Origin of the sequence: Microbacterium sp. F51-2R, assembly GCF_052180235.1 — a bacterium.
Lineage (GTDB): Bacteria > Actinomycetota > Actinomycetes > Actinomycetales > Microbacteriaceae > Microbacterium.
Genome location: NZ_CP197470.1, coordinates 1,138,192 through 1,154,378, shown reverse-complemented (window position 1 = coordinate 1,154,378; position 16,187 = coordinate 1,138,192). Strand labels below are relative to the sequence as shown.

Below are 16,187 nucleotides of genomic sequence, written 5' to 3'. Positions count from 1 at the left end.
CCGCGGCTCAGCGGAAGAGCGACACCGACGCCTGCTCGGCGTCGGCGTACTGACGCCCCGCGACGGCGAGGGCCTGGTTGATCGCGCCGAGGCTGTCTTCGACCTGGCGCTGCGTCGCGCGCCACTGGTCGACGGCGCTCTGGAACGCGACGGCGGCCGAGCCCGACCACGCGGACTGCAGGTGGGTCAGCTGGGCGAGCATCGAGTGGGTCTCGCCCTGCAGCCGATCGATGGTGCCGCGGATCGAGCCCGTGGCGGAGAGGACGGCGTCGCTGTCGACGGAGAAGACGGCCATGTTCGGCTCCTTCGGGGTTGGGGAATGGGGTTTCCCCCACGGTAGGAGCGGGGCACGCGGCATCCGTCGCCGTCCCGGGCGGGTGTGGACGGCCGGGGCGGGAAGGCGCCTGGGGAGGAGCGGTCAGCGCTCGTCGCGGGGGCGCGCGATGGGCTGCGTCGGGAGGAAGAGGTGCTCCTCGGCGGCACGCTCGCGCGCGAGCGGCAGTGCGACGCGGAAGGTCGCGCCTCCGCCCGGAGTGTCGACGACGTCGACCGTGCCGTGGAGCGCCTCGACGATCGAGGCCACGATCGAAAGACCCAGGCCCGTGCCGCCGGTCTCGCGCGCGCGGGACGTGTCGGCGCGCCAGAAGCGCTGGAAGATCTTGTCCTTGATCTGGTCGGGGACTCCTTCGCCGTGGTCGATGACCTCGATCCAGCCGCAGCCGATCACGGGGTCGACGCCGACGCGCAGCTCGATGGGGGAGTCCTCGGTCGTGAAGCGCCGCGCATTGCCGAGCAGGTTCGCCACGACCTGGCGGATGCGGTTCTCGTCACCCAGCACGATCGGCTCGGGAAGCAGCTCGACGGGCAGCTCCGCCTCGACGGGGGCGACGGGGGGCACCTCGCCCGAGACCGGCGCCTCGGCGGCGGGCACGGGCTTCGGACGGCGGCGCAGCAGCGAGAGCGTCGCGCCGCTCGCGCGGGCGATGGGGCTCGTCGTGCCGCGGCGACCCTTGGGCGGGGGCGGTGGGGGCTCCTCGTACAGCTCCGGCTCGGGCTCGGGGCCCGGCTCGGGCTCGGTGAGCGTCGTGTCGATGACGATGACGGGGCGGTGGGGGGATGCCGCGCGCACGTCCATCGCCGCATCGCGCGCGACCGGTCGCAGGTCGACCGGGGCGATGACGACGTCGCGGCGCTCGTCGAGGCGGGCCAGGGCGAGGAGGTCCTCGACGAGAAGGCCCATGCGCTTGGCCTCGCTCTCGATACGGTCCATCGCCTGGGCGACGTCCTCGTCGCCCTCGATGGCGCCCATCCGGTAGAGCTCGGCGTAGCCGCGCACGGTGACGAGCGGCGTGCGCAGCTCGTGGCTCGCGTCGCCGATGAATCGGCGCATCTGGCGCACCGTGGCATCGCGCTGCGAGATGGCGGCATCGACCCGGTCGAGCATCGCGTTGATCGCCGTCTTGAGGCGCCCCACCTCCGTCGTCGTCGGCTCGATGTCGGTCATGCGCTGGCCGAAGTCGCCGGCCGCGATCGTCATGGCGGTCGACTCGACCTGGCCGAGACTTCGGAAGGTGAGCGTCACGAGCCAGCGCGTGAGGAGCGCGCCCGCGACGATCGTGATGAGGGCCAGCACGCCGTAGATGCCGATGTAGGTCGTCACGATGCGGTTGATCGTCGACATCGGCAGCGCCACGACCTGGGTGTAGAGCGTGCTCGAGCCCACCGGCTGGTAGACGTCCATGCTCGCCTTGAACGTCGTGCCGCCGTCGACGCTCGGCATCCAGAACGGGTCGGTGCCCTTGATCCGCGCCTGCTCGAGGGTCACCGTCTCGGGGAAGTCGGGCTTGGGCGCCTCGGCGTCACCGCCCGCCGTGATCCGCAGGTTGTCCTGCTCGCTGCCCTCGTAGATCGCGACGAAGTAGTCGACCGAGGCATCCTGCTTGACCCGGAACGTCGTGACGCCGTCGACGATGGATGTCTCGATCAGCGCGTTGACCGCGACATCCGTCGACGTCAGCTGCTGCAGCTGCTCGTCGAGACTCACGATGAGGGCGTTGCGAAGGAACGCCAGCGTCCCGATGCCGGCGGCGGCGAGCCCGATGACCAGAAGCGCGACGGTGACACCCGTGACTTTGGCGCGCAGGCTGATGCCGCGCCACCAACGGGTGACTGCGTCGGTCTTGCTCGTCAGGGCGCCGCCCCCTTCCGAAGGGTCGCCGGGTCAGGCGGTCTTGCCGGCCTTCAGCATGTAGCCGAAGCCGCGCTTGGTCTGGATGAGCGGCTCGGACGAGTGCGGGTCGATCTTGCGGCGGAGGTAGGAGATGTAGCTCTCGACGATCCCGGCGTCGCCGTTGAAGTCGTACTCCCAGACGTGGTCGAGGATCTGCGCCTTCGACAGCACGCGGTTGGGGTTGAGCATGAGATAGCGCAGGAGCTTGAACTCCGTCGGGCTGAGGTCGATCGACACGTCGCCCACGACGACGTCGTGCGTGTCCTGATCCATCGTGAGCTCGCCGGCGCGGATGACCGACTCCTCGTCGGCCTGCATCGTGCGGCGGAGGATCGCCTGGATGCGCGCGACGATCTCGTCGAGCGAGAAGGGCTTGGTGACGTAGTCGTCGCCGCCGGCGTTGAGCCCGGTGATCTTGTCCTCGGTCTCGTCCTTGGCCGTCAGGAACAGGATCGGCGCCGTGTAGCCCGCGCCACGAAGGCGCTTGGTGACGCTGAATCCGTTCATGTCGGGGAGCATGACATCGAGGATGATGAGGTCGGGCTCCTCCTCCAGCACTGCCGAGATCGTCTGGGCGCCGTTGGACACAGCCCGGACCTGGTACCCCGCGAAGCGGAGGCTCGTGATGAGCAGGTCACGGATGTTCGGCTCGTCGTCCACAACCAGGATGCGCGGTGCAGTCATAGGCCCATTATGGTGACGGATGCTGTCCGTCGGCGGGATATCGGGCGGAAGGGCGCTCATCGACCCGGCCCGGGCGCTGTCGGCGCCGTGACAAACGGGCGGGGCGCGCATAGCTTGGCAGCAACGACATGAGAGCGGAGACGACGCATGACGCCCACTCGCGATGAGCTCCTCGCCGCCTATTCGCTGCCCGACCGCTCGACCACCCGCGTGCGGATGAACTTCGTCGAGAGCGCGGACGGCGCCGTCACCCTCGGCGGGCGCAGCGGCACGCTCGGCGGGCAGACCGATCGCACGGTCATGCAGGTTCTGCGCACACTGAGCGATGTCGTCGTGATCGGCGCGGGCACCGTCCGCGCCGAGGGGTACGGCAGCATCGAGGTGTCGGAGGAGGATGCCGCGTGGCGGCGCTCTCACGGGCTCGCCGCGCAGCCGCGGCTCGCCGTCGTGTCGAACGATCTCGGTCTCGAGCCGGGCGACGCCGTCTTCGCGGAGCCCTCGCGACGTCCGATCGTCGTGACCCACGCCGGTGCGCCGTCGGGTCCCCGTGCGGCGCTCGAGGAGGTGGCTGACATCCTGGTGTGCGGCGCGGAGGCCGTCGACCTCGCCGCCATGCTGGCCGAGCTGGCCGGGCGAGGCATGCACCAGGTGCTGTGCGAGGGCGGGCCGCATCTGTTCGGCGCGCTTCTGGACGACGGCCTCGTCGACGAGGTGTGCGTCACGGTCGCACCGCGCTTCGTCGGGGGAGGGGCCGGCCGGATCGTCGCCGGCGCGTCCGAAGCCGACCGCCGCTTCCGCCTCGCGCATGTCCTGACGGACGACGACGGCTTCGTGTTCCTCCGCTACCGGCGTTGACGCGCGCCCCTCGCGGCCCGGCCCCCCTGCGCGAAGCCGCTGAGGGCTCGCGGGCCGGCGATCGCGGACCCGCGGGCGCAGCCCGGGGGAGTCAGGCCATGAGGCAGCCGCGCACCGCGACCTCGAGGCTCTCGCGCACGGGCGCGTCGGGGTCGACGCTGAGCCGGTGGAGCACGATGCCGTCGCCGAACGCCATGAAGGCGTGCACGGCCGCGTCGGGATTCTTGGCGCCGAGGGCGACGAGGAGTCCGCGCGACCACGCGGCGATCCCGGCCCGCTGTTCGCGCAGGGGGCCGAGGAGCTCGGGATCGGACGCCGCCTCGAGGAACAGCGCGTAGCGGGCTCGTGTGCGCACGGCGTGCACGCCCGTCAGCAGTTCGATCCCGGCGCTGAAGACATCGAGGAACCCGGTGAGATCGTCGAAGGGCTGCCCCAGCACGGGGCCGAGATCCTGCGTCTCCTTATCGGCGATCCACTGCGAGACGCCCGCGACGAGCGCCGCCCGGGTGCGGAAGTGATTCGACGTCGACCCCCGCGGAAGGCCCGCACGAGCGTCCACGCGCGAATGCGTCAGCGCGCGGATGCCCTGCGTGCCGACCAGGTCGACAGCCGCCTCCACGGCGCGTTCACGCGTGCTGCTCATCGCTGCGAGCCTATCGGTACTACTTGTGTAGTGACAGAACACTATAAACGTAGTACAGTTCCAGCCATCGATCCGGACACTCTCGTCGCGAGGCTCTCATGGATGAAACACACGGCTCGCCGATCTCCGGCGCTCCCGCCGCGGACCCGTTGGACGCCGACTGGCCAGACATGCCCGAGGTGCCGGGCTTCGAGCACCGCTTCATCCGGACGCCGGGGCTGACCAGTCACGTCGCGGTCATCGGCGACGGCGAGCCGGTCGTGATGCTGCACGGCCTTCCGCAGCACTGGTGGCAGTGGCGCACGATCGGCGCGGCGCTCGCGCAGCGCTACCGGGTGATCTGCCCCGACCTGCGCGGATTCGGATGGACCCGCGCCGACTCGCCGGGCATGGGGCGCACGACGCAGGCGGAGGACCTCTGCGGCATCCTCGATGCACTGCAGCTCGACCGCGTGCGCCTCGTCGCGCACGACATGGGCGCGCTCACCGCCGCGCACCTCGCGTATGACATGCCCGACCGCGTGCGCGCGATGGCGGTGCTCGCGGTGCCGCCGCCCTTCATGCCGTTCAGCGTCGCGATGCTCCCGGCGCTCCGCCACATCCCCCCGCTGCTGTTCCATCGGCGTGGGACGTCGCTGGCACACCTCTTCGATCCGCCCTATGTCGTGAAGCGGATGTCACCCGAGACGGTCGAGACCTACCTCGCGCCGCAGCAGCGGCCCGACATCGACGCCGCGATCAACGAGGTCTACCGGTGGCTCGTCTTCTCGGAGATGCCCCGCATGGCAGGCGGCGCATACCGCAGACGCCGCCTCCGCGTCCCGTCGTTGTACGCGTTCGGCTCCGACGACGACCCGCTCAACGCCGACTTCGTCCGCGCGCAGTGCGGCGCCACGACGCGGTTCGCGGATCATCTCGAGATCGCCGGCGTGCCGGACGCGGCGCACTTCATGACCGACGACAACCCCGAGGCGATCCAGGAGCTGCTTCTGGACTTCTTCGACCGCGCCGGGTGACCGTCAGGCCGCGAGCTGGTCGGCGTCGAGGATCGTGTAGCTGTAGCCCTGCTCCGCGAGGAACCGCTGCCGGTTCTGCGCGAAGTCCTGATCGACGGTGTCGCGGGCGATGAGCGTGTAGAAGCTCGCCGTGTTGCCGGACTGCTTCGGCCGCAGCAGGCGTCCGAGGCGCTGGGCCTCCTCCTGGCGAGACCCGAACGATCCCGAGACCTGGATGGCGACGGATGCCTCGGGCAGGTCGATCGAGAAGTTCGCGACCTTCGACACGACCAGCACGTCGATCGAGCCCTCGCGGAACGCCTGGTAGAGCTCTTCGCGCTCGTCGACCGGGGTCGCGCCGGTGATCTTCGGCGCGCCCAGGGCCTCGGAGAGGATGTCGATCTGATCGAGGTACTGGCCGATGACGAGGATGCGCTCGCCGGCGTGCCGCTCGACGAGATCGCGCACGACGCCGATCTTCGCGGCCGCGGTCGCGGCGAGCCGGTACCGGTCCTCGTCGGCGGCGGCGGCGTACTCGAGCCGGTCGTCGGCCGGGAGGTCGATCCGCACCTCGTAGCAGGCGGCGGGGGAGATGAAGCCCTGGGCCTCGATCTCCTTCCACGGCGCATCGAACCGCTTGGGGCCGATGAGGCTGAAGACGTCGCCCTCGCGGCCGTCCTCCCGCACGAGGGTCGCGGTGAGGCCGAGGCGGCGGCGCGCCTGCAGGTCGGCGGTGAGCTTGAAGACGGGCGCGGGGAGGAGGTGCACCTCGTCGTAGACGATGAGACCCCAGTCCAGCGCGTCCAGCAGCGCGAGGTGGGCGTACTGGCCCGCCCGCTTCGCCGTCAGGATCTGGTAGGTCGCGATCGTGACGGGCTTGACCTCTTTCACCTGCCCGGAGTACTCGCCGATCTCCTCGGGCGTGAGCGACGTGCGCTTGAGCAGCTCATCGCGCCACTGCCGCGCACTCACGGTGTTCGTCACGAGGATGAGCGTCGTCGTCTTGGTGTCGGCCATGGCCGCCGCACCGACGAGGGTCTTGCCCGCGCCACAGGGGAGCACGACGACGCCCGAGCCGCCGTCGGTGAACTTGTCGACGGCCTCGCGCTGGTAGGGCCGCAGGTTCCAGTCGTCTTCCGCGAGCTCGATCGGATGCGGCGTCCCCGGCGTGTAGCCCGCGCGGTCTTCGGCGGGCCAGCCGATCTTCAGCAGCTCCTGCTTGATGTGCCCCCGGGCCCACGCGTCCACGAGGAAGGCGTCGGGTGAGGGGCGGCCGATGAGGAGGGGCGCGATGCGCTTGTTCTTCGAGACTTCGGCCAGGACCGCGGCATCCGTCGACCGCAGGATCAGCGCGCCCTCGTCGTCACGCTCGATGACGAGCCGGCCGTAACGGCCCACGGTCTCGCGGATGTCGATCGACACCGAGGGCGGCACCGGGAAGCGCGACCAGCGGTCGAGCGTGCCGAGCATGTCTTCGGCGTCGTGGCCGGCGGCGCGGGCGTTCCACAGACCGAGGCGCGTGATGCGGTACGTGTGGATGTGCTCGGGGGCGCGCTCGAGCTCGGCGAAGATCGCCAGCTCGTGGCGCGCGCTCTCCGCGTCGGGGTGCGCGACCTCGAGAAGCACGGTTCGGTCGCTCTGCACGATGAGGGGGCCGTCAGCCATAACGTTCGATTCTACCGGCGACCCGGTCGAGGCGGACGCAGAGGCCCTCTGCCGCGGGCGGGCCGGGTGCCGGCTGAGGTGCGGGGCCGCGGGCACCGGCCCGCGGGCGCGGGCACCGGGCCGCGGGCGCGGGTCAGGCGGGACGGACGTTGACGATGCTCGAGACGGGCAGCGTGCGCTCGATGTCGGCGCCGCGGTCGCGGCCGCGCAGGCGCCCGCCGCCGAGACCCGTCGCCTCGAGCGTGAACGAGCGCGCCGATCCGTCGGGAAGCCGGACGGCGACCTCGATCACGGCGCGGGCGCGCACCGCCTGCTCGAGCTCGCGACCGAGCCACGCGGCGTCGGCGTCGGACTCGTGCGTGTCGCGCAGCCGCGCGATGAGAGCGGCGTACGCGGGAGCGTCGGAGGCGGAGGAGGCACGCCGGGGTCGACGGCGGCGGGTCACCGATTCGGGCTCGCCCGCGGCATCCACCGCCACGACGGGGTAGCGCGCATCGGCGAGCGACCAGTAGACCACGTCGCGCTCGACGCGCGTCACGAGGGCCGTGCCGTCCTGCACGAGGCCGAGGGGGCGCAGCGACTGGTCGACCGCGAGGGCGCCGAGGACGGCGTAGTCGCCGGTCTCGACCGCCGTGTAGCCGTTCTCGTCGACGCGCACCCGCACGAGGCCGTGCCGGGACGCCGTGCTCGTGATGAGGTACTCGAGCGGCTGCGGGATGCCGGTGAGCGACAGCTCCGCGAGGAACGAACGGATCGAGGCCGCCGTCTCGCCCTCGGTCATGCCCGACACGAGCGACTCGGTCGTGAAGCGGTAGGTCGAGGCCTGCGCGCGCGACTCGCGCACCGCGATCCGCCGCAGGCGCAGGTCGAGCGCCGGTGCGAGCGGACCGGGGGCGATCGCCGAGAGGTCGGCCTGCAGGTAGACCTTGTCGATCTCGGCCGGGAGGAGCGTCGCAAGGGCCGCGGCATCCGGAGCACCCCCCGCGCGAAGCGGCTCGGTCCACGGCAGCTCGCCGCCCTCGGGAGTCACGAGGCCCCAGCGCACCGCGATCCGTCGCAGCCTGGCCGCCTCGGCGGGCCACTCGGGGTCGAGCGGGTACGCCTGCGCCCACGTCTCGGGGGGCTCGTACCCGCCGGTCGCGGAGCGGAGGCCGGGCCGCAGCGTGTCGCGCAGGCCAGTGACGACGCGAGCCCAGCGCTCGGTCGTCGACGATTCGAGCCACGCGTCGGCCTCGTCGCTCGCGGTCCACTCCCGGTCGGTCGAGTCGAGGAGATCGGCGGCATCGGCGGTCTGCACGAGGTCGTCCAGCTCTTCGGGCGTCGCGATCGCACCCGCCTCGATGAGCCGCTTGCGATCGACGGCGCTCACCGGGCCCGCTCCCGTGCGCGCGAGCGGAGTGTGCTGCGTCGCGATGAGGAGGTCGGCGAGGGCGCCGGTCGTCGCGAGCACCCGCTCGGCGGCTGCCGCCGCGGCGGCGTCGTCGGCGCGGTGCGGGGGTGCCGAGGCATCCGTCGCCTCTTCGAACGCCTCGGGCGACGCGGCCTTCGCCGCCGCGACGCGGTCGGCCACGACGGCGTAGGGCGTGCCGTCGGGAGCGACGAGTGCGAGGCGCGTGAGCGCGGGCTGATCCGCGCCGGAGCCGGCGGCCAGCGCCACGAGGGCGTGCCGCGGGAGTCGCGTGAGGGCGCGATCGACGGATGCCGCGTCGAGGAGCCCCGCCGCAGCGTCGAAGAAGTCGTGCCACGACGTCATGGGGCCGACCGAGCGCAGCGCGAACGTCTCGGCCAGCTCCGCGTCTTCGCGGGAAGCCAGCCACGTTGCGAGCGACCGCTCGTCTGTGGTCATCGTGGCCCTACGCGCCCTTGTTGGCGCGGGATCGTCGCACGAAGCTCATGATGAGCAGCACGAGGATCATGACGAAGGCGATCGGCAGCGCGATGAGCGGCAGCACGACGACGAGCGGCCAGATGCCGGCCGAGAAGTCCTGCACGCCGAGCGGGCGGGCGATGATGACCGCGAAGAAGCACACGATCGAGAGGATCGTCAGCCCGAGCGCCATGAAGGCCAGAATGCGGTCGATGCGGCGGACCGGGAGGTCGGGGCCGCTGCTGCGCGTGCTCATCCGTGCCAGCCTAGCCCGTGGCGCCCGGTGCCGTAGGCTTGAGGAGGGACGCGCTGTCCCGTCAGACGTGCCCGCGAGAGCGGGCTTTTCCACAGTGAGGTTCTTCATGCCCACCGGCAAGGTCAGGTTCTACGACGAGGAGAAGGGGTTCGGCTTCATCACGAGCGATGACGGCCAGGACGTCTTCCTGCACGCCACTGCCCTGCCTGCAGGAACCCCGGCTCTCAAGGCCGGCGCGCGGCTCGAGTTCGGCATCGCCGACGGCAAGCGAGGACCGCAGGCGTTGTCGGTACGGGTGCTCGAGGCGCCGGTGAGCCTCGCCAAGCGCGCGCGCAAGCCCGCCGACGACATGGCGATCATCATCGAAGACCTCGTCAAGCTGCTCGACGGCATCGGGGGCGACCTGCGTCGCGGGCGGTACCCCAGCGGCGCGCACGCCAAGAAGGTCGCCGCCGTTCTGCGCAAGGTCGCGGATGAACTCGACGCCTGAGTCGGGCGAGATTCCCGCCGAGGGTTCTGCGCCCGAGGTCTCTGCCGTCGAGGTCGAGCAGACGGATGCCGAGGCTGAAGCGCCTGCCGAGGCTGAGGCTGAAGCGCCCGCTGAGGCTGAAGCGCCCGCTGAGCCTGAGGTTGAAGCCGCCGAGCCCGAGGTCGAGGCCGCCGAGCCCGAGGTTGACGCCGCGGAGCCCGAGGTCGAGCCGGATGCCCGGCTCTTCGACGCGCACGATCTCGCCCTCGCGGCCCTGCGCGAGATCACGCCCGAAGCGACGATCGGCGAGGCCGCCGGTTACAGCATCGAGCCCGGCGGAGCCCTCTCGCTGCGCTTCGAGAACCGGCTCGCGGGCTACCCCGGCTGGTTCTGGACGGTGACGGTCGCCGTCGTCGAGGGCTCCGAGCCCACGGTGCTCGAGACCGAGCTGCTTCCGGGCGACGGCGCCCTCCTCGCCCCCGACTGGGTGCCGTGGGCGGAGCGCCTCGCGGACTATCAGGCGGCGCAGGCCGCGCTCGCCGAGGCGGAGCGCGACCGCGCGGTCGACGAGGCCGCCGAGCTCGACGACATCGAAGACCTGGATGCCTCCGACTTCGACGACGACGGATCGCCCATCCTGCACGCCGGCGACGTGGACGGGGTCGACATCGACGAGCTCGCCGAGGACGACGAGTCCGACGACGATGACCTCGACGATGACGACGATGACGACGATGACGACGATGACGACGAGGAAGACCTCGACATCGACGACTCCGACGATGAGGACGATCTCTCCACGGGCGACGACGACGAGGGTGACGACGACCTCGACGCCGACGACCTCGACGACGCCGACGACCTCGACGACGAAGACGACGCCGATGACGAAGACGACGACGACGAAGACGACGACGACGACGACGACGACGAAGAAGAAGAAGTAGACCGCCGCGACGACTGACTGAGCCGCCGCTCGGCCGTCAGTCGGCCGCGCGGGGGAACGGCGGCGCGGGCTTGCCCGTCCGCAGGCGGTCGATGAGCTCGTCCATGACCTTCTCGACGATCCGCGGCATGTCGACATCGCTCGGATCGAGCAGCCACTGCACCTGCAGGCCGTCCATGAGTGCGACGAGGGCGGTCGCATCGTCGCGCACGTCGGGCTCCGAGGCATCCCGACCCGTCACTTCGGCGAGCACCCCCGCGATCTTGTCGCGCAGAATCGTGAAGCGATCGCGGAAGTAGGTCTGCGCGGGGTGGCCCTCCGTGACCGACTCGGCGGCCAGCACGGCGTAGGTCTGCACGACGCCGGGGCGCTCGGTGTTCTCGATGACGGTGTCGAGCATGTGGCCGAGGAACGCCGGCCCCTCGGTCTGCGCGCGCCCCGGGATTCCGGCGGCCTCGACCCCGTCGCGGTACTGGAGCATCGCGACGAGCAGGCCCTCCTTGCTGCCGAAGTGGTGCAGCACGCCCGCGTGCGTCATGCCCGCCTGCTCGGCGACCTCGACCAGTGCGCCCTTGTTGTACCCGCGCTGCCCGAAGACGCTCATGGCGGCGCGCAGCACGTTCTCGCGCCGCAGGAGCGTGCGTGCCTGCGGCTTCGGCGTCCGCTTCGGAGCCGGCTCCGAAGAGGCCGGCTCGGGAGAGGAGGGGGTTTCGGTCATGGTCGTGCGCGTCGCGCGGCCGCGGTCAGCCCAGGTGCTCGACCGTGTAGTCGATGCAGCGGATGAGCTGGCGCACGTCGTCGGGCTCGATCGAGACGAACGTCGCGACGCGCAGCTGGTTGCGGCCGAGCTTGCGGTAGGGCTCGGTGTCGACGATGCCGTTCGCGCGGAGGCTCTTGGCGACGGCCGCGGCATCCACCGACTCGTCGAAGTCGATCGTCACGACGACGGGGGAACGGTCTGCCGGGTCGGCGACGAAGGGGGCGGCGAACGAGGATGCCTCGGCCCAGTCGTACAGCACCTGCGACGACTCGTGCGTGCGGGCGTCGGCCCACTGCAGGCCGCCGTTCTCCGACATCCACTCCAGCTGCGCCTCGAGGAGCACGAGGGTCGCGAGGGCCGGCGTGTTGAGGGTCTGGTTGAGACGCGAGTTGTCGACGGCGTTCTTGAGGCTGAGGAACTCGGGGATGTAGCGGCCCGACGCGGCGATGCGCTCGATCCGCTCGATCGCGGCGGGCGAGACGGCGGCGAACCAGAGGCCGCCGTCGGAGCCGAGGTTCTTCTGCGGCGCGAAGTAGTAGACGTCGGCCTGCGAGATGTTGAGGTCGATGCCGCCGGCGGCGCTCGTCGCGTCGATGACGGTCAGCGCGCCCTCGTCGCCGTGCACGCGTTCGACGGGGGCCGCGACGCCGGTCGAGGTCTCGTTGTGCGGCCACGCGTAGACGTCGACGCCCTCGACGGCCTCGGCGACGGTGCGGGTGCCGGCGGGCACGTCGCGCACGTCGGGCGCCTCGAGCCACGGGGCCTTCGCCGCCGCGGCGAACTTGCCGCCGAACTCGCCGAACACGAGGTTCTGGCTGCGCTTGTCGATGAGGCCGAAGGCCGCGGCATCCCAGAACGCCGTCGACCCGCCGTTGCCGAGGATGATCTCGTAGCCGTGCGGCAGGCGGAAGAGCTCGGCCAGGTGCGAGCGCGTGCGGCCCACGAGGTCTTTCACGGGGGCCTGGCGGTGCGAGGTGCCCAGGAGCGACGCGTGGGCGTTGAGCTTCTCGAGCTGGCCGGCGCGGACCTTCGACGGTCCGCACCCGAAGCGTCCGTCGGCGGGCAGGATCTCGCGGGGCAGGAGCACGTGGGACATGCGTCCGATTCTACGGTCGGCCCGGTGCCCGCCCTGGCGGTGTGACGCCCGGTGTCCGGGCCGATTGATAGGCTGACTGGTCTCACCCACCCCTTTCTCGAGGACTGCATGACCGACCTCATCGACACGACAGAGATGTATCTGCGCACCATCCTCGAGCTCGAGGAAGAGGGCATCATTCCTCTCCGTGCGCGCATCTCCGAGCGTCTGGGGCACTCCGGTCCCACCGTCTCGCAGACGGTCGGCCGCATGGAGCGCGATGGTCTGGTCGTCGTCTCCGATGACCGCTCTCTCGAGCTGACGGATGCCGGCCGCCAGAAGGCGGTCGACGTCATGCGCAAGCACCGTCTCGCCGAACGCCTCCTCTCCGACGTCATCGGTCTCGACTGGGCCTACGTGCACGAAGAGGCGTGCCGGTGGGAGCACGTCATGAGCGAGCAGGTCGAGCGTCGCCTCGTGGAGCTGCTGGGGCATCCGACCGAGTCGCCCTACGGCAACCCGATCCCCGGACTCGACCAGCTCGGCGATGTGCCGTCGCAGACCTTCGAGCAGGGCGTCATCGGTCTCGTGCGCCGGCTCAACGAGGCCGGGCAGCCCGTCACGGGCACGGTGCGCCGGCTCGCCGAGCCCGCCCAGGTCGACCCCGAGCTGCTGCAGCAGCTGAAGGGCGCCGGCGTCATGCCCGGCGCGAGCGGCGCCTTCCGCTACAACGAGGGGTACGTGCTGGTCGAGATGGACGGCACCGACGAGGCGCTCGAGCTGCCCGTCGAGGTCGCGGCGCACATCTTCCTCATCGACGACCGTCTCCGCGTCGTTCCCGAGCGCGTCTGAGCCGGCTTCGGCCGCGTCTGGCGGCGTTCTGCTCGCGTCCCGCGGTCTCCGGTCGGGCGACGCCTGCGCGGGATCGTCGACACGCAGACATCTGCCAGCCGCGTCAGCGTGACATATTCGTTACCTTCGGGTAGCCTCGGAGAGTCCACCAGGCGAGAAGCCCGCCGAACGGACCCCGCACGGATTGCCTCCCCGGCTCGTCGTCCGCGTGGTGAAGCCCGCACCAAGTGCCCCGAACACCCAGTGCTGACGAGCCAGCGCTCCGGCGCAGAGGCGCCGGAGGACCAGCTTGGCCGAAGAGAACGACTTGTCTGCGCCTGAGGAATCGCCGCAGCCACCGCAGAGCATCGCCCGACGTTCGCGAACCCGCGGCATCAGCCTGCGACGCAGCAAGGCGAAAGCTCCTGCGCAGCGCACCGCTCCCGCCGTGTCCCGCCCGCGCCGCAAGGCCGGGCCCGTTCGCAGCCTCGTCATCCTGACGATGGTCGGCGGACTCATCGCGACGGTGGCGCTCCCGGCCTACGGTGCCTGGCGCACGCCGGCCGAGGCATCCGTCACCCTGCAGCAGGTCGCCGCAGACGACGCGCAGTCCCTCGTCGTCGCGTCCGACACGACCTCGGCGGCGCTCAGCCGCGGCAGCTACTCGGCGACGACGCCCGAAGAGATCGAGAAGAAGAAGGCCGAAGAGGCCGCTGCAGAGCGCGCCCGCGCCGCGGCCGCCGCCGCTGCGTCGGCCGCCGCCTCGGCGAAGAAGTCCGGCTCGACCGGCCGCTACAGCATGAACCTCTCGATGACGGCGCCCGGCTCCGGCGAAGTGCGCTGGCCCGTCACGAACTTCACCTATGCCAGCTACAACCTGTTCCGTCCGCCGAACCGCCCGAACCACAACGGGTTCGACATGGTCGCCCCCGCGGGTCAGCCGATCTTCGCCGCTGCGGCGGGTGTCGTGCGCATCTCGCAGGAGAGCTACGCGGGCTACGGCGTCGCCGTGACGATCGATTCGGTCGTCGGCGGGCAGCAGGTCTCCACGCTCTACGGCCACATGACGTACGGCAGCCGCCAGGTCGTCTCTGGTCAGACCGTCTCTGCCGGACAGCTCATCGGCGCCGTCGGCAGCACCGGCAGCTCGACCGCGAACCACCTGCACTTCGAGGTGCGGATCAACGGCTCGCTCGTCGACCCCCTCGCCTGGCTGCAGTCCAACGCCGGCTGATCGAACCCTGCAAAGAACGCCCGGTGGGCGCGTCGAGGACGTTTTTCCCCGACACGCCACCGGGCGTTCATCTGTCTGCGCCGCCCTCGTCGCATCAGCGTGCATTAGCCTGATCACGACGCTGAAAGAGGCGGAGGGAACTCGATGGACGCCAAGCCACGCATCCGAACCATGGATGCGCTCGGCCTGCTCGTCCTTCGGCATCGTGTGAACGGATGCCACGGCACGTCCGTGGCGCCAAGGCGCTGTCTGTAGACAGCGCCTTTTTTCATACCCTTCCGCACCTCTCATCGTCGTACGTCGAACAATCCGCGAAGCCGTCCGGGCCGTTCGAGAGGATGAGGAATGCGCACGCTGGTGCTGAACGCAGGGTATGAGCCGCTCGCCGTGGTCTCTTTCAAGAGAGCGCTCGTGCTGGTGATGAACGACAAGGCCACCGTCGTCGAACGCATCGACGAGGAGCCTGTCTGGGGGACGACCGCGTCGTACGATCGCCCTGCCGTCATCCTCTTGACGCGGTACGTCCGCGTGCCCGGGGGCCGGAGCGTCCCCGTGACGCGAAGAGGCGTGCTGCGCCGGGACGCGCACCGGTGCGGCTACTGCGGCAAGTCGGCCTCGACGATCGACCACATCCTTCCTCGCTCGCGCGGGGGAGCGGACTCGTGGGAGAACCTCGTCGCCTGCTGCCTGCGCTGCAACAACGTCAAAGGCGACCGCACGCCGCAGGAGATGGACTGGGAGCTGCGGCTGACCCCGCGCCCGCCGCACGGCGCACAGTGGACAGTGCGGGGCACCGACCGCACCGATCCGCGCTGGGAACCGTATCTGGCGCTTGCCGCGTAGCAGGCTGGTCTTGGGCGGCCTTGGGCGCCTTGGTCAGCCCATCGCGGCAGTCGTCTGACGACGAACGGCAGTCGAGGCATCCTGGCCCCTCGTCCGGCGTGATGGGATGGGGACATGACCCGAGCCCTCATCGTCATCGACATGCAGCGCGGATTCGACGATCTCGACTTCTGGGGGCCGACGGCCAACCCCGACTGCGAGGCCAATGTCGCGGCGCTGGTCGCGGCGTGGTCGGCCGCGGATGAGCCGATCGTCGTGGTGCGGCACGACTCCGCCTCGCCGTCGTCGCCCCTGCACCCGGGCAACCCGGGGAATGCGCTCGTCGACGTCGTGGCGGAGTTCAGACCCGCCCTCTTCGTGACGAAGAACGTCAACTCGGCGTTCTACGGCGATCCCGACCTGCACGCGTGGCTGCGCGAACGGGGGATCGACGAGGTCGTCATCTGCGGCATCCAGACCAACATGTGCGTCGAGACGACGGCCCGCATGGCGGGCAACCTCGGCTACAGAACGACGGTCGTGCTCGACGCGACGCGCACCTTCGACCTGTCGACGGATGTCGCGGGCCTCGGCACCGTGACACGCCGCGCCGAAGACCTCATGGCCTCGACCGCCCTCGTGCTTCAGGGCGGCGGGTTCGCGCGCATCGCGACGACCGCCGAGCTCGTCGCGGCCTGACCCGCCCGCGCTTCGCGCGCGCTCCGGCGCGCCCGCGTACCCAACTCAGGACGGCAGCCCCGCCGGCGGCGAGATCGACGGCGTGTCGGCCGGATTCGCCGCTCTCATCCTGAGTTGGGTACGCGCGGGTGTGTGCAGCTCGGCGCGCCCGGCCGG

Annotated in this window: 17 protein-coding genes; 8 read left to right on the top strand and 9 right to left on the bottom strand. The window is 70.8% G+C overall.

Annotated elements, in window-relative coordinates:
- Positions 1–7: 7 nt before the first annotated feature.
- The 3 genes from ACSBPH_RS05195 to ACSBPH_RS05185 all read right to left on the bottom strand — a co-directional run bounded on the left by ACSBPH_RS05195 (position 8) and on the right by ACSBPH_RS05185 (position 2,914).
- Positions 8–295: a WXG100 family type VII secretion target gene (locus tag ACSBPH_RS05195; RefSeq protein ID WP_442576535.1), complete on the bottom strand. Its 288-nt coding sequence runs from the start codon at positions 293–295 to the stop codon at positions 8–10.
- 123 nt (positions 296–418) lie between these two features.
- The gene (locus ACSBPH_RS05190; protein ID WP_442576534.1) at positions 419–2,044 is read right to left on the bottom strand and encodes a sensor histidine kinase; all 1,626 of its coding nucleotides are present in this window, start codon (positions 2,042–2,044) and stop codon (positions 419–421) included.
- Positions 2,045–2,221: 177 nt separating this feature from the next.
- Complete coding sequence (locus ACSBPH_RS05185) at positions 2,222–2,914, bottom strand: response regulator transcription factor (RefSeq protein ID WP_133542538.1); 693 nt, start codon at positions 2,912–2,914, stop codon at positions 2,222–2,224.
- 147 nt (positions 2,915–3,061) lie between these two features.
- Between ACSBPH_RS05185 and ACSBPH_RS05180 the strand changes: the two genes are divergently transcribed.
- Positions 3,062–3,769: a pyrimidine reductase family protein gene (locus tag ACSBPH_RS05180; protein WP_442576533.1), complete on the top strand. Its 708-nt coding sequence runs from the start codon at positions 3,062–3,064 to the stop codon at positions 3,767–3,769.
- A gap of 91 nt (positions 3,770–3,860) precedes the next feature.
- Here ACSBPH_RS05180 and ACSBPH_RS05175 read toward each other — a convergent pair whose 3' ends face one another.
- The gene (locus tag ACSBPH_RS05175) at positions 3,861–4,412 is read right to left on the bottom strand and encodes a TetR/AcrR family transcriptional regulator (RefSeq protein WP_442576532.1); all 552 of its coding nucleotides are present in this window, start codon (positions 4,410–4,412) and stop codon (positions 3,861–3,863) included.
- 98 nt (positions 4,413–4,510) lie between these two features.
- Here ACSBPH_RS05175 and ACSBPH_RS05170 point away from each other — a divergent pair, with 98 nt between their 5' ends.
- Positions 4,511–5,428 carry an alpha/beta fold hydrolase gene (locus tag ACSBPH_RS05170; protein ID WP_442576531.1) on the top strand — a complete coding sequence of 306 codons (918 nt, stop codon included), beginning with the start codon at positions 4,511–4,513 and terminating at the stop codon, positions 5,426–5,428.
- 3 nt (positions 5,429–5,431) lie between these two features.
- Here ACSBPH_RS05170 and ACSBPH_RS05165 read toward each other — a convergent pair whose 3' ends face one another.
- The 3 genes from ACSBPH_RS05165 to ACSBPH_RS05155 all read right to left on the bottom strand — a co-directional run bounded on the left by ACSBPH_RS05165 (position 5,432) and on the right by ACSBPH_RS05155 (position 9,195).
- Positions 5,432–7,072 carry a DNA repair helicase XPB gene (locus ACSBPH_RS05165; protein ID WP_442576530.1) on the bottom strand — a complete coding sequence of 547 codons (1,641 nt, stop codon included), beginning with the start codon at positions 7,070–7,072 and terminating at the stop codon, positions 5,432–5,434.
- Between the two features lie 133 nt (positions 7,073–7,205).
- Complete coding sequence (locus tag ACSBPH_RS05160) at positions 7,206–8,918, bottom strand: helicase-associated domain-containing protein (RefSeq protein WP_442576529.1); 1,713 nt, start codon at positions 8,916–8,918, stop codon at positions 7,206–7,208.
- A gap of 7 nt (positions 8,919–8,925) precedes the next feature.
- Positions 8,926–9,195 carry a multidrug ABC transporter ATPase gene (locus ACSBPH_RS05155; RefSeq protein ID WP_442576528.1) on the bottom strand — a complete coding sequence of 90 codons (270 nt, stop codon included), beginning with the start codon at positions 9,193–9,195 and terminating at the stop codon, positions 8,926–8,928.
- 106 nt (positions 9,196–9,301) lie between these two features.
- On the opposite strand from ACSBPH_RS05155, the gene ACSBPH_RS05150 reads away from it, so the two are divergent.
- Together ACSBPH_RS05150 and ACSBPH_RS05145 are read left to right on the top strand one after the other, a co-directional pair.
- On the top strand, positions 9,302–9,685 hold the full coding sequence (locus ACSBPH_RS05150) for a cold-shock protein (protein WP_442576527.1): 384 nt from the start codon (positions 9,302–9,304) through the stop codon (positions 9,683–9,685).
- Positions 9,669–10,628 (top strand): DUF3027 domain-containing protein, encoded by a 960-nt coding sequence (locus ACSBPH_RS05145; protein WP_442576526.1) that lies wholly within the window; start codon positions 9,669–9,671, stop codon positions 10,626–10,628. Before ACSBPH_RS05150 ends, ACSBPH_RS05145 begins: the two co-directional genes overlap by 17 nt.
- A 19-nt stretch (positions 10,629–10,647) precedes the next feature.
- Here ACSBPH_RS05145 and ACSBPH_RS05140 read toward each other — a convergent pair whose 3' ends face one another.
- On the bottom strand, positions 10,648–11,328 hold the full coding sequence (locus ACSBPH_RS05140; RefSeq protein ID WP_442576525.1) for a TetR/AcrR family transcriptional regulator: 681 nt from the start codon (positions 11,326–11,328) through the stop codon (positions 10,648–10,650).
- Between the two features lie 25 nt (positions 11,329–11,353).
- A complete protein-coding gene (gene serC, locus ACSBPH_RS05135; RefSeq protein ID WP_442576524.1) occupies positions 11,354–12,466 on the bottom strand; it encodes a phosphoserine transaminase in 1,113 nt (370 codons plus the stop codon).
- Between the two features lie 108 nt (positions 12,467–12,574).
- Here serC and ACSBPH_RS05130 point away from each other — a divergent pair, with 108 nt between their 5' ends.
- The 4 genes from ACSBPH_RS05130 (at position 12,575) to ACSBPH_RS05115 (ending at position 16,031) form a co-directional block, all read left to right on the top strand.
- Positions 12,575–13,297 (top strand): metal-dependent transcriptional regulator, encoded by a 723-nt coding sequence (locus ACSBPH_RS05130; RefSeq protein ID WP_442576523.1) that lies wholly within the window; start codon positions 12,575–12,577, stop codon positions 13,295–13,297.
- Between the two features lie 427 nt (positions 13,298–13,724).
- Positions 13,725–14,510: a M23 family metallopeptidase gene (locus ACSBPH_RS05125; RefSeq protein ID WP_442576522.1), complete on the top strand. Its 786-nt coding sequence runs from the start codon at positions 13,725–13,727 to the stop codon at positions 14,508–14,510.
- 345 nt (positions 14,511–14,855) lie between these two features.
- Positions 14,856–15,353 (top strand): HNH endonuclease, encoded by a 498-nt coding sequence (locus ACSBPH_RS05120; protein WP_442576521.1) that lies wholly within the window; start codon positions 14,856–14,858, stop codon positions 15,351–15,353.
- A 114-nt stretch (positions 15,354–15,467) separates the two neighbouring features.
- Positions 15,468–16,031, top strand: a complete 564-nt coding sequence (locus ACSBPH_RS05115; protein ID WP_442576520.1) for a cysteine hydrolase family protein — start codon at positions 15,468–15,470, stop codon at positions 16,029–16,031.
- Positions 16,032–16,187 lie beyond the last annotated feature (156 nt).